Here is a 13455-nt window from a genome sequence, read left to right as displayed (position 1 = left end):
ACGTTTTGTATTTGATGAAGAAAGTTATTTGTCTTTTTTTACTATTAGTAGGATTTTCTTCTCTTGCACAGACGCCATCTAAAAACTTTAGAAAAAAAACAATAAAGGTTGTTAGTGATACAATTCGGGTTGATTCAATAAGTATTAGTCCTTATAACTTTAAAGTTTTCGATAATAACAAAATTCTGATTGATAGTGTCAACTATGCAATTGATTTTTCGAAAGCTTTACTAGTCTTAAATAGCAAGAAATATAGTGAAATCATGGTTGAGTATAATGCACTACCTGAATTTCTTACCAAGAGCTACAGTATATTCGATAAAAGCATGATTGTACCTAAAAGAACAAACACATCTAGATTATATAGTGCAAAGCCAAAGAAAAATAATAGCTTTTTTAAACCTTTTGATGGTTTAAATACGAGCGGAAGCATATCACGTGGATTTACAGTTGGCAATAATCAAGATGCAGTACTAAATTCAAATCTTGACTTGCAAATATCAGGATATTTATCTGACAAAGTACAACTAAGAGCTTCTATTACCGATACAAATATTCCATTACAAGATGGAGGATATACACAGCGTTTAAATGAATTTGATCGTGTTTTTATTGAATTATTTAGTGATAACTGGTCTATAAAAGCTGGTGATGTCAATCTGCAAAATACAACTAGTAATTTTCTAAGGTTTAATAAAAAAGTAGCAGGGGTGGATGTTAATGCAACTTTAAATCATGAAAACAGTAAAACAAATGCTTACGCTTCTGGTGCCATTGTAAGAGGTCAATTTGCACGAAATTCTATTGTTGCACAAGAAGCAAATCAAGGCCCTTATCTAATCTCTGGTAATGCCAATGAACAGTTATTATTAATAATTTCGGGTAGTGAAACGGTTTATGTAAATGGCACCCCACTAAGACGTGGCGAAAATTATGATTATATAATTAATTACAATACGGCAGAGATAACTTTTAATCCAACGTATCCTATCAATGCTAATATGCGTATCGTGGTTGAATACCAATTTGCTGAACGTAATTATACACGTTTTGTAACCTATAACGGTGCTCAGTACGAATCAGATAAATTAAAAATCGGGTTTAATTTTTACAACGAAAACGATGCTAAAAATCAAACTAATCAACAAGATCTTACCGATACACAACGTCAAATTTTAGCTGATGCAGGTGACGACCTTACAAAGATGGTTGTTCCATCTGCCATTCCACAGGCATTTTCTGAAAATGCAATTTTGTATAAAAAAGAATTAATAAATAGTGAAGAGGTATTTGTATTTTCAAATAATGAAAATGATGATTTGTTTACCGTTCGTTTTAGTTTTGTAGGGACAAATCAGGGTAATTATCGAATTCAGAGTACAGTAGCTACTGGCAGAATTTATGAATATATAGCTCCGTTAAGCGGAGTTTCACAAGGTGATTACGAGCCTATTGTACAATTAGCCGCTCCAGATAAATTACAAATAGCGACGCTTAATGCTGAGTATATCCCTTCAGATAAGACACAGATTCAAACAGAAATAGCCTATAGCAATAATGATATAAATTTATTCTCTTCATTAGATGATAATAACAACACGGGATTTGCAGCCAAAATAAACTGGAATCAGTTATTGATTGATGAACCATGGAAACTGACGGCATCAATAGGTTTTGAAACAATTGATCAAGATTTTAAAACTATAGAGCGCTTTCGTAACATTGAGTTTAATCGTGATTGGGATTTGGTGAACCCTCTCGGGAATCAACAGTTTTTAAAAACATCAATGGCATATCAAAATAAAGAAAAAGGTATTGTTTCTTATATGTTTGAAAACCTCCGCTTTAGCAAAAACTTTAATGGGATTCGGCACAACTTTTTATCTGATTTACATTTAAATAAAACAAATATAAATCTTAATGGTAGCTTTTTGAGTAATGATAATGAGATAACTGAAACTGAATTTTTGAGATGGTATTCTACTGTAAAACAACATTTTAAAAAAAGTTGGGTAGGGGTAAAGTTTAATACAGAAGATAATGATAGAAGAGAATCGATTACAAATATTCCTTCTGCGTTAAATCACAAATTTGTAGAATACGAAGCTTTTACAGGAGTGGGAGATACGGCTAAGGTACATGCTGAATTTGGTTATAATTATAGAACTACTGATAGTGTTCGAGTAAATCAATGGCAACACATTAATAACACTAATACTTATTTTTTACGTTCTAAATTAATACAATCTAAAAATGCTGATCTTAACATTTTTGCTAGTTATAGAACTATAGATAACGAGAATACAGCTAATGAAGAAGCTCTTAATTCTCGTCTAATATATCGTCAACAATTGTTTAATAACGGTATTTCTTTTAATACAGTTTACGAAACAAATTCTGGAACGTTGCCGCAACAAGAATTTAATTATGTAGAAGTTGAGCCCGGACAAGGTTTTTATAGGTGGATAGATTATAATGAGAACGGAATTCAAGAATTAGATGAATTTGAAATAGCCCAGTTTCCAGATGAGGCTATTTATGTTCGTGTAGCTCTACCAACAACCCAATTTATAAAAACGCATCAAAACAAATTTAGCCAGGCGTTAACATTAAATGCTTCACAATGGAGAAACAAAAAAGGATTTAAAAAATTTCTATCACATTTTGTAAACCAATCTTTTGTTCTAGTAGATAGTAAAACAGAGAGAGAGGGTAATTCTTTTAATTTAAATCCATTTGATATTGATAATTCATTGTCGTTGATTTTAAATTTAAAAAATAGCTTGTATTTTAATAGAGGTAAACAGCTATATTCAACAATATATACTTATTTAGACACACGTAATAAAACGGCTTTTTCTTTTGGTACACAAGAGAATATTTTAAGATCTCATCAGTTACAATTTATTCATAAGATTGGTAAGTTTTGGTTATTTGATGTTAAAGGAATTAAAACAGAAAATGAAAGTACTTCTAATAGTTTTACTAGTAGAAATTTTTTGTTAGAGAATTATACACTGAACCCAAAAATATCTTATATCTATAGTAAGAACTCACGCTTTGAAGTATTTTATAACTTTAAAAATAAAGAAAATCAATTGGGTGATTTAGAAACTTTAGAAAGTCAGAACATTGGCATCAATTTTTTTGCTGCAAATAAGCAAAAGTTATCTTTAAATGCCACTGCAACAGTTTTTTTTAATGACTTTAATGGAGAGCAGAACTCACCTGTAGCATTTCAGATGTTAGAAGGATTGCAACCAGGCACTAACTATACTTGGAACTTAAATTTTCAACATAAGATAACATCTTATTTAGACATTAATCTTAATTATTTAGGGAGAAAATCACCTACATCTAAATCAATTCACACAGGCACTATACAATTAAGAGCATCCTTTTAGAATTTATAATTAACTTGAAAACTAAAAATCAATCATTATGAAATCTAGAGAACTAATACAGAGATGGTTTGAAATTTGGAGAAAAGGAGATTTCCATAGTATTCCTGTTTCAGATACTTTTAAACATACAAGCCCTTTTGGCACAATCGATGGTAAAAAAGCCTATCTAGATTTAGTAGAATCTAATAAAGATAAATTTTTGGGTTACCGTTTTGAGATTCATGATGAAATCTATGGAAAAGATAATGCCTGTGTGAGATATACGGCCAAACAAGGTGATGACTTTTCTCTAGATGTTAGTGAATGGTATTATGTTAAAGATGGTCTTATTGAAGAAATTGTTGCTTACTATCATATAGGTGAAATTAAAGAAGAGCGCCAATTAGAATAATTTATCTTGATTCTTAATGAAATTTAGTAAACTATATCTTCATTAACCAAGAACGTACGTCTACTTCTTGCTTGATAATAGTTGATAATTCTTCAATCTTTACGCGTTGCTGCTCCATAGTATCCCTATGACGAATAGTAACTGTATTATCTTCTAAAGTATCATGATCTACCGTTATACAGAAAGGTGTTCCGTTGGCGTCTTGCCTTCTATAGCGGCGTCCTACAGCATCTTTTTCATCATAAATAACATTGAAATCCCATTTAAGATCATCAATAATTTTTCGAGCTATTTCTGGTAAACCATCTTTTTTTACTAATGGTAGAACTGCAGCTTTTGTAGGTGCTAGTACAGCAGGTAGCTTTAACACAGTACGTGTAGTGCCATTTTCTAATACTTCTTCTTGTAATGAATTTGAAAAAACTGCTAAAAACATTCTATCTAAACCAATAGATGTCTCTAGTACATATGGTACATAACTTTTATTTTCTTCAGTATCAAAATACTGCAGCTTTTTACCTGAAAATTCTTCATGCTGTTTAAGGTCGAAATCAGTTCTTGAATGAATACCTTCTAGTTCCTTAAATCCGAATGGGAATTTGAATTCGATATCTGAAGCAGCATCGGCATAATGTGCTAATTTTTCATGATCGTGGAATCGGTAATTATCTTCACCCATACCAAGTGACAAGTGCCATTTTAAACGTACTTCTTTCCAATGTTTATACCATTCAGCTTGTGTGCCTGGTTTGATAAAGAATTGCATTTCCATTTGTTCAAACTCACGCATTCTAAAGATAAACTGGCGTGCTACAATCTCATTTCTAAATGCTTTACCAGTTTGAGCAATACCAAACGGAATTTTTTGTCTACTTGTTTTTTGAACATTCAAAAAGTTTACAAATATACCTTGTGCCGTTTCTGGTCTTAGATAAAGATCCATGGCACTTTCGGCAGAAGCACCTAGTTTGGTGCCAAACATTAAGTTGAATTGCTTAACGTCTGTCCAATTTTTACTTCCGGTTAACGGATCGGCAATTTCTAATTCTTCAATCAATGCTTTAACATCAGCTAAATCTTCATTATCTAAAGACTTCGCCATCCGATAAAGCGTCTTATTTATTTTTTCTTGGTATCCTAAAACTCTTGGGTTTGTAGCTAAGAACTGTCCCTTGTCAAAAGAATCACCAAATCGTTTAGCAGCTTTTTTTACCTCCTTTTCAATTTTAGCTTCGATCTTAGCGCAGTAATCTTCGATCAATACATCAGCTCGATAACGTTTTTTAGAATCTTTATTATCGATTAATGGATCATTAAATGCATCAACGTGACCAGAAGCTTTCCAAGTAGTAGGGTGCATAAAGATGGCAGCATCTATCCCTACAATATTTTCATTCATTTGTACCATGGCTTTCCACCAGTAGTCACGAATATTCTTTTTTAACTCAGCACCATTTTGAGCATAGTCATAGACAGCGCTAAGCCCGTCATAAATTTCACTACTCTGAAAAATGTATCCATACTCTTTGGCATGAGATACTACCTTTTTAAATTGATCGTCTTGATTTGCCATAAGGCGCAAAAATAGCTAAATTAAGAGAATGATAAAATAAAAAGGGAAGCAATTATGCTTCCCTTTTATTGGTTTTATTTTGGTATATATATATTCTTATAATCCTAAGAATGCATCTTTTAATTCTAATGTAGTAGCACCTACTAATACACCATCAACATAAACTTTGATAGGGTATAAACCTTTAGAAAACTTTTGAGAAATATTTTCTACAAATAGAACTACATCTTTTGCAGCATTTTCATACTCAACAGCAGTTTGATCAGTATAACCAACTTCTTCGCCAGTAGTTAAAGCAAATGTGCCTTTTTGGCTAATGATTTTTCCACTTGGAGTGTTGATAATAACAGTAGCTTGCTTTTCACCAGGAGTAGCAATTTCATTCTTTTCAAGTCTAAATGAAACTCTTACTGCAGTAGCTTTTTGAGCTTTATTAGTTTCTGCATACTTACCATTACTTCTTAAACGCATAGCAGTAGCATTTACAGAATTCACTCTTAATACTCCACCAATCTCAACTTTTTTAGCAAGATCTAAATTTTGTGCAATTAACGTGTCGTTATAACTAGTTTGCTCAATTAATTTACCAGTAATACTGTCTTTTTCTACAACTAATAAATTGTTAGCTAATTTTAAAGAATCTGTTAGATTTACCAATCTTTCGTTTGTAGACTCAAGATCAGCAATTTTAGATCTATAACGTCTAATCAATCTCCAATTAGTGTTCTTTAAGTTTTTAACTGAATCTCTAAACGCAACTATTTTTTCTCTCTCTACTTTTAACTCTTCAGACATTGTTGTGTTCTGAGCTATGGCATTGTCATATTTTTCTTCCATAGCAGTTAGGTTTCCTAAAATTTGTTCTTTTTCTTCTTTTAGGAATTGTTCAGCTTCTTGATGTTTGCTGTTGCTTCTTAAAGTATAGGCTCCAAGCCCAACTAATAAAGCTAGTAAAATACCAATAAGGATTTTTTTGTTGTTTGAAGATTTGTTTTCTTCCATGGTTTAAAGTTTAATTTTTGAGTTAAAAAAGACTATGTTGCTTCAAACGTAAATTTAAGCAAAATGGTATATTAAAACTCTAGTTTTTTTAATTCGTTAATAACATAAATTTAGTAGGGCGTATTTACACCTTTTAACTTAGCAAAATTAGAAACCAATTCTAAAGAGAATCTAAAGATTAGAAATAACTGCACTAAAAGATTATTTTTTGCACTTATATATAAATGCTGGAGGTATATTTCGCACTTCAAATTCAAGTTCTACACTATCTTTAAAAACTTTTTTTAACCTTTTATAATAGGTTAAAGAATATTGGTATTGAATAAATAAACTGTTGTTTTTTAAGGAGTTATATGAATTCTTAAGAATTGATTTTGCAATTTTTTTTGGAAGGTTTGTCAACGGCAAGCTTGATACTATATAATCAACTTTTTCTATATTCAATTTTTCTATTTCAATCTGTATATTTTCTGCAGATTCCTTTAGAAGGATGAAACGTTTATCGTTAATTTCTGATAAGTAATCATAAAATTGATCATTAATTTCAAAACTGATTAATTTACTGTCATTAGATAGATTTGTTAATAAGTCTTTAGTTAAAGAACCGTTACCTGGACCAAATTCTACTATGGTTATTGTTTTAGAAAAGTTAATATCTTCTAACATTCTCTTGGTTAAAAAACGAGAACTGGGTACGATAGTACCAGAAGATTTTAAATTTTTAACTGCTTCCTTAAAGAAAGCTCTTTTAGTTTGCAAATTTTTTCAGTTTAAATAAAACAGTTAACTTTCTAGAAAATAGATGGCAAAGATGCATTTTTTTAAAGAGATATTTAACTTGTTCTTTCCAGAAGTTTGTAATTGTTGTAATGAACAGTTATTGAAAAATGAAAAGCTTATTTGTTTAAAATGTAGGTTTGATCTACCATTAGCCGAAATAACTAATGTGAACGATAATTTAGTAGAAAGAGCATTTTATGGTAGAATTCCTATAGAGTTTGCCACTTCTTTATTTCTGTACAAGCAAAAAGGCTCTGTACAGAAATTAATTCACCAATTAAAATATAAAGGTAATGAAGAACTTGCAGTACTATTTGGTCAATGGCTCGGAAATGAATTGAATAAAAGTGATAGATTACCAAAAATAGATTATGTGGTTCCTGTTCCATTGCATAAAAGAAAGTTAAGAACAAGAGGATATAATCAAGTAACCAAATTCGGTCAAGAAATTGCTAAAGAAATTGGTGCTATATTCATAGAAGATAAATTAGTATCAATTTCAACTTCAGAAACTCAATCTAAAAAACAACGTCTTGATCGTTGGAAGAATGTAAAAGAGAAGTTTTATCTGAACGATAATCAGATGTTTAAAAATAAAAGCATCTTATTAGTTGATGATATTATTACAACTGGAGCTACTTTAGAAGCATGTGTCATTGAATTGCAAAAGTCTGAGAAAGTAAAAATTAGCATTGCGTCTATAGCTTTTACATCGTAAAAAATAGTTGTTAATTTGCTGTAAATATTATGTAATGATCTTTAGAGTATTTATACTACTTTTTTTATTGGTATTTGCCACTTCTAATTGCGCTAAACGAGGACGTCCAACTGGCGGACCTAAAGATTCAATTGCGCCAGTAATGGTAACTGCACGCCCTAATTTTGAAACAACCAATTTTAAGGAAGATGAAATTCGAATTTATTTCGATGAGTATATAAAGCTTAAAGATTTAAGTAAACAATTGGTTATTTCACCCCCAATGAAATATCAGCCAATTATTACTCCTCTGGGTACTCCTAGTAAGTATATTAAAATAAAAATCTTAGATACTTTAAAAGAGAATACCACGTATACATTTAATTTTGGACAAAGTGTAGTCGATAATACAGAAGAAAATCCATTGCGAAACTTTAAGTATGTGTTTTCTACAGGCGACTATATAGATTCTTTAAAAGTTTCGGGTACTATTAAAGATGCATTTAATGAGTTAGCCGATACAGATGTGTCAATATTATTATATGAATTGAATGAAGCTTATAAAGACTCTACAATTTATAAAGAAAAACCATTGTACGTGGGGAATACTTTAGATTCTACCTTGTGGGAAATCACAAATATAAAAGCTGGTAAATATAAAATTATAGCACTTAAGGATGCAAGTAAAGATTATATATTTAACCCTAAACAAGACAAAATAGGTTTTCTCGAAAAGGAAATTAGTATACCAGAAGATTCTGTTGGACATGAAGTTATTTTATTTAAGGAAATACTTCCATATAGGTTAAATCGCCCAAGTGAAGAAACAAATAATAGACTTTTATTTGGTTATGAAGGATTAGTGGATAATATCAGTATAAATGATTTATCTAATCAACTTGATTTTAAATCTGTTATTGTTCCTGAAAAAGGCAAAGATTCGCTTAATTTTTGGTATAAAAATACTGCATTAGATTCATTGTATTTAGAAGTTGTAAACAGAATTTATAGAGATACGGTTACAATTAGAAGACGTTCTAAAAAAGTAGATTCGTTGCAAATTACTACGAATACAAGAGGAACATTGTTTCTTAGAGATACCTTAAAATTGCTAAGTAATATTCCATTAGAGAGTATAGATTCAACAAAAATTTCTTTTACTACGAAAGATTCGACTGAAGTAGCTTACAATTTAGAGTTTAAAAAACTCTCTAATGAAGTTCTTTTTAATTTTGAAAAAAAGCAAGATGATAAGTACAAATTACAATTATTACCAGAAGCAATTGTAGATTTTTATGGTAGCGTGAATGATACTTTGAATTATAATTTTCAGACCAAAAAAACATCTGACTATGGCAGCGTGTATTTAAGTTTACAAAATGTTGCTAGCTACCCTATAATTATTCAAATGATGAAAAGTGATGGAGAATTAGTAGAAGAAATATACGCCGAATCTGCCCAAGAATTTGAATTTATAAACTTACAGCCTGCCAAATACAAAATAAGACTTATTTACGATGATAATAAGAATGGTAAGTGGGATACTGGTAATTTTTTGCTAAAAGTTCAACCCGAAAAAGTGGTTTATTATCCAAGAGAATTAGATGTTCGAGCTAACTGGGAGATGCCAGAAACTTTTATACTTAAATAACTTTTGTAATTATTTCCTATTTTTTTCAAAATTTACAAATAAGCGTAGTTAATTCTACTATAAATTATTGCTATTCATTTCTTTTCTAGTGTAAGTTAGAAAGGTTATCTTTGTAATTTAGAATGAATATAAACTGTGAAGTTAGATAAACAAGAAATATATAAGGCTTTAGATACAATTACTGCACCAGGTGAAGGTAAAAGTTTATTGGAAAGTAAAGCAGTAGCCAATGTGGTTACTTTCGGGCAAGAAGTTATTGTAGACGTGATAATTTCTAACCCTACATTACAGGCTAAAAAGAAGGTTGAAGTTGAAATTATGAAAGCCATACATCAATATGTAGATCAAAAAGCTGATGTAAAGGTAAATGTAAAGGTAAATGCACCAAAAAAACCTGAGCAGAACCTTATAAGAGGAAAGAAGATAGAAGGAATTAAAAACATTATAGCCGTTGCTTCGGGTAAAGGCGGTGTAGGCAAGTCTACTATTACAGCAAATTTAGCGATTACATTGTCTAAAATGGGATTTAAGGTTGGTGTTTTAGATGCTGATGTCTATGGTCCATCTATGCCTATTATGTTTGATGTTGAAGGAGAAAGACCTTTATCTGTTACTGTTGATGGTCGTTCAAAAATGAAACCGATTGAGAATTATGGTGTTAAATTATTATCATTAGGATTCTTTACACAGCCTAATCAAGCAGTTATTTGGCGAGGGCCTATGGCTTCTAAAGCATTAAATCAAATGATATTTGATGCCGATTGGGGAGAGCTTGATTTTATGTTATTAGATTTACCTCCAGGTACTGGTGATATTCATTTATCAATTGTACAATCATTACCAATTACAGGAGCAGTAATTGTAAGTACACCACAAAATATTGCTTTGGCTGATGCTAAAAAAGGGGTGGCTATGTTTGAACAAGAAAGTATTCAAGTACCAGTTCTAGGGTTAGTAGAAAATATGAGCTATTTTACGCCTGAAGAACTACCCGACAATAAGTATTATATCTTTGGTAAAGACGGAGCAAAGAATTTGGCAGAAGATATAAGTACTTCGTTTTTAGGTGAGATTCCATTAGTACAAAGTATCCGAGAAGCTGGTGATGTAGGACACCCAGTGGCATTGCAAACTAATACGCCATTAGAAGATGTTTTTACAGATATCACTAAAAATATGATCACTCAATTGGTACAACGTAATAAAGATTTACCACCAACAGAAGCGGTTAAAATAACAACAATGGCAGGTTGTAGTGCTATTAAAAACTAAAGAATGGGAGCAAAAGAATTAAAGCAGAATATTGAAAAAGCCTTAACGGAAATTAGACCTTTTTTACAGGCTGATGGCGGTAATATTTCATTGGTTTCTGTAGATAATGATGTGGTTAAAGTACAGTTAGAAGGAGCTTGCATAAGCTGCTCTGTAAATCAGATGACCTTAAAGAATGGAGTAGAGGCAACCATTAAAAAATACGCACCTCAAATTCAAGAAGTAATTAGTGTAGAATAAAAATTGATGACTTTTGTCATATTTTAAAAAGAACTATCAAATTACTTTTGAATAGTATTTTATTTAAATGATTAAGACCGACATATTAATTATTGGAGCAGGCCCAACAGGGCTTTTTACAGTTTTTGAGGCAGGCTTATTAAAGCTTAGATGCCATTTAATTGATGCCTTACCAAAAGCAGGCGGACAGTGTTCTGAAATATACCCTAAGAAACCTATTTATGATATTCCTGCATATCCAGAGATTCTAGCTGGTGATTTAACTAATAAATTATTAGAACAATGTAAACAGTTTGAACCTGGTTTTACCTTAGGAGAACGCGCTGATATTATTGATAAACAAGATGATGGTACATTTATAGTTACTACTAATAAAGGAACCAAGCATCAGGCTCCAGTTGTAGCAATAGCTGGTGGTTTAGGGAGCTTTGAACCACGTAAACCCCCAATACCAAGTATTTCTAGTTTTGAAGATAAAGGCGTAGAATATATGATTCGTGAACCTGAACTATATAGAAATAAAAATGTAGTTATTGCTGGTGGTGGTGATTCGGCATTAGATTGGTCTATCTTCTTAACCGATGTAGCTAAATCAGTTACTTTAATACACAGAAGAAATGAATTTAGAGGAGCATTAGATAGTGTAGATAAGGTTCAAGAATTAAAAAATGAAGGAAAGATTACTCTAATTACTCCTGCCGAAGTAAAAGGAATCGTTGGTAAAGATCATGTTACGGGAGTTGAAGTTCATAAATCAGGAGAAGAACGTTTTGTATTAGAAACAGATCATTTTATTCCATTATTTGGTTTATCTCCTAAATTAGGACCAATTGCAGATTGGGGATTAGAAATTGAAAAGAATGCCATTAAAGTAAATAATGCGTTAGATTACCAAACAAATATCGAAGGTATTTACGCTATTGGCGATGTTAATACGTATCCTGGTAAATTAAAGTTGATTCTTTGCGGATTTCATGAAGCTACACTTATGTGTCAAAGTGCATACAAGCGTATTCACCCTGACAAAAAATATGTAATGAAATATACTACCGTTGGAGGCGTAGAAGGATTTGACGGTACAAAGAAGGAAGCACCAAAAGCAGTTGTTAAGAAAATAGAGTAATGTCTTTTTTAGAATACATACAACAACTCTCTCAAGACAAACTTATTTATTTTGCTGTTCCTGTATTTCTAATCTCTATGGTGATAGAATATTTTATTGCTAAAGAGAAATATTATGCAAAAGATACTGGAGTTTCACTCTTAATGATGGTATTTTCTGGCATTATTGAATTTATACCTAAAGTTCTAGCCTTTATAGCACTTTTCTATTTACATGAAATCAGTCCTTTAAAAGATGTTGTTCAACGTCAGTGGTGGGCTTGGTTATTGCTTATTTTTGTTGATGATTTTGCTTATTACTGGTTTCATAGAATGAATCATGAAGTCCGCTTATTTTGGGCAGGTCATGTGCCGCATCATTCGTCAGTTTATTTAAATTTAGGAACTGCTTTGCGACAAGGTGTAGGCGAACGAATTCATAAATTTTTATTCTGGATTTGGATCCCATTATTAGGATTTGACCCTTTGATGATGTTTACCATGATGGGTATTAGCCTTATTTATCAATTTTGGATTCATACAGAATTAGTTGATAAATTACCGAAACCAATTGAACTTATTTTTAATACACCATCACATCATCGTGTACACCATGCATCTAATATTCGATATTTGGATTGTAATCATGCAGGTATTTTTATCATTTGGGATCGAATATTCGGCACATTTTCTGAGGAGGTAAAAGAAATAGATCATCCTATTTATGGTTTAACTGTTAATATTGAAACTTTTCATCCTGTAAAAGTAGCAACTCATGAATATGCTTCAATTTGGAAAGATGTTAAAAGAGCCAATAAATTGAGTGACAAATTAAATTATATTTTTAACGCGCCAGGTTGGAGTCATGATGGTCATGATAAGCGAGCGAAAGTATTACGTAAAAAATTGAAAGAACAAGAGAATGTCTGATATTACCATATATATTACGGATAGAGAAGGAGTAAGCCACGAAATTCTAGCACCAACAGATATGGCTATGAATTTAATGGAAGTTGTTCGTTCTTATGAATTAGCAGAAGAGGGTACAATTGGTGTATGCGGTGGTATGGCTATGTGTGCTTCTTGTCAATGCTATGTAAAATCTAATCACCAATTACCAGAAATGTCTCCTGATGAAGATTTAATGCTTGCTGAAGCATTTTATGTAGAAGATAATAGCCGTTTGGGGTGTCAGATTCCTATGACTCCAGAGTTAGATGGTCTTGAGGTTGAATTAGCTCCAGAATCTTAAAAATTATTGTTTATCTTTGGGTAGTTAATGTTACTAAAGATGAATACGTCTTTCAAAGAATTATTATTACTTCTTAAATTCTTGATGAAAAG

Annotated in this window: 12 protein-coding genes; 9 read left to right on the top strand and 3 right to left on the bottom strand. The window is 31.4% G+C overall.

What is annotated here, in order from left to right; genetic code table 11:
* Positions 1-14 precede the first annotated feature (14 nt).
* The gene (locus AC1EUV_RS06830; protein ID WP_480197931.1) at positions 15-3404 is read left to right on the top strand and encodes a hypothetical protein; all 3390 of its coding nucleotides are present in this window, start codon (positions 15-17) and stop codon (positions 3402-3404) included.
* Positions 3405-3441: 37 nt separating this feature from the next.
* Positions 3442-3795: a nuclear transport factor 2 family protein gene (locus AC1EUV_RS06825; protein WP_480197930.1), complete on the top strand. Its 354-nt coding sequence runs from the start codon at positions 3442-3444 to the stop codon at positions 3793-3795.
* Between the two features lie 31 nt (positions 3796-3826).
* Here AC1EUV_RS06825 and AC1EUV_RS06820 read toward each other — a convergent pair whose 3' ends face one another.
* From AC1EUV_RS06820 to AC1EUV_RS06810, 3 genes are all read right to left on the bottom strand, one after another.
* Positions 3827-5368: a glycine--tRNA ligase gene (locus AC1EUV_RS06820; protein ID WP_480197929.1), complete on the bottom strand. Its 1542-nt coding sequence runs from the start codon at positions 5366-5368 to the stop codon at positions 3827-3829.
* A 96-nt stretch (positions 5369-5464) separates the two neighbouring features.
* Complete coding sequence (locus tag AC1EUV_RS06815; protein WP_480197928.1) at positions 5465-6370, bottom strand: hypothetical protein; 906 nt, start codon at positions 6368-6370, stop codon at positions 5465-5467.
* A 201-nt stretch (positions 6371-6571) separates the two neighbouring features.
* Positions 6572-7129 carry a class I SAM-dependent methyltransferase gene (locus AC1EUV_RS06810; protein ID WP_480197927.1) on the bottom strand — a complete coding sequence of 186 codons (558 nt, stop codon included), beginning with the start codon at positions 7127-7129 and terminating at the stop codon, positions 6572-6574.
* Positions 7130-7172: 43 nt separating this feature from the next.
* On the opposite strand from AC1EUV_RS06810, the gene AC1EUV_RS06805 reads away from it, so the two are divergent.
* The 7 genes from AC1EUV_RS06805 to AC1EUV_RS06775 all read left to right on the top strand — a co-directional run bounded on the left by AC1EUV_RS06805 (position 7173) and on the right by AC1EUV_RS06775 (position 13363).
* Positions 7173-7868 carry a ComF family protein gene (locus AC1EUV_RS06805; RefSeq protein ID WP_480197926.1) on the top strand — a complete coding sequence of 232 codons (696 nt, stop codon included), beginning with the start codon at positions 7173-7175 and terminating at the stop codon, positions 7866-7868.
* A gap of 34 nt (positions 7869-7902) precedes the next feature.
* Positions 7903-9498, top strand: a complete 1596-nt coding sequence (locus tag AC1EUV_RS06800) for an Ig-like domain-containing domain (RefSeq protein ID WP_480197925.1) — start codon at positions 7903-7905, stop codon at positions 9496-9498.
* A gap of 135 nt (positions 9499-9633) precedes the next feature.
* Positions 9634-10770, top strand: coding sequence for an Mrp/NBP35 family ATP-binding protein (locus AC1EUV_RS06795; protein ID WP_480197924.1), 1137 nt, complete (start codon positions 9634-9636; stop codon positions 10768-10770).
* A 3-nt stretch (positions 10771-10773) separates the two neighbouring features.
* Positions 10774-11010, top strand: coding sequence for a NifU family protein (locus tag AC1EUV_RS06790; RefSeq protein WP_480197923.1), 237 nt, complete (start codon positions 10774-10776; stop codon positions 11008-11010).
* A 67-nt stretch (positions 11011-11077) separates the two neighbouring features.
* A complete protein-coding gene (locus tag AC1EUV_RS06785; RefSeq protein WP_480197922.1) occupies positions 11078-12133 on the top strand; it encodes an NAD(P)/FAD-dependent oxidoreductase in 1056 nt (351 codons plus the stop codon).
* Positions 12133-13041, top strand: a complete 909-nt coding sequence (locus tag AC1EUV_RS06780; RefSeq protein WP_480197921.1) for a sterol desaturase family protein — start codon at positions 12133-12135, stop codon at positions 13039-13041. Before AC1EUV_RS06785 ends, AC1EUV_RS06780 begins: the two co-directional genes overlap by 1 nt.
* Positions 13034-13363 (top strand): 2Fe-2S iron-sulfur cluster-binding protein, encoded by a 330-nt coding sequence (locus AC1EUV_RS06775; protein WP_480197920.1) that lies wholly within the window; start codon positions 13034-13036, stop codon positions 13361-13363. The genes AC1EUV_RS06780 and AC1EUV_RS06775 overlap by 8 nt, the downstream gene beginning before the upstream one ends.
* Positions 13364-13455: the final 92 nt, after the last annotated feature.

It is taken from the genome of Maritimimonas sp. 2304DJ26-3 (assembly GCF_056591635.1).
Note: the sequence above shows the minus strand (reverse complement) of the source record. Positions and strands in the feature narration are given on the sequence as shown.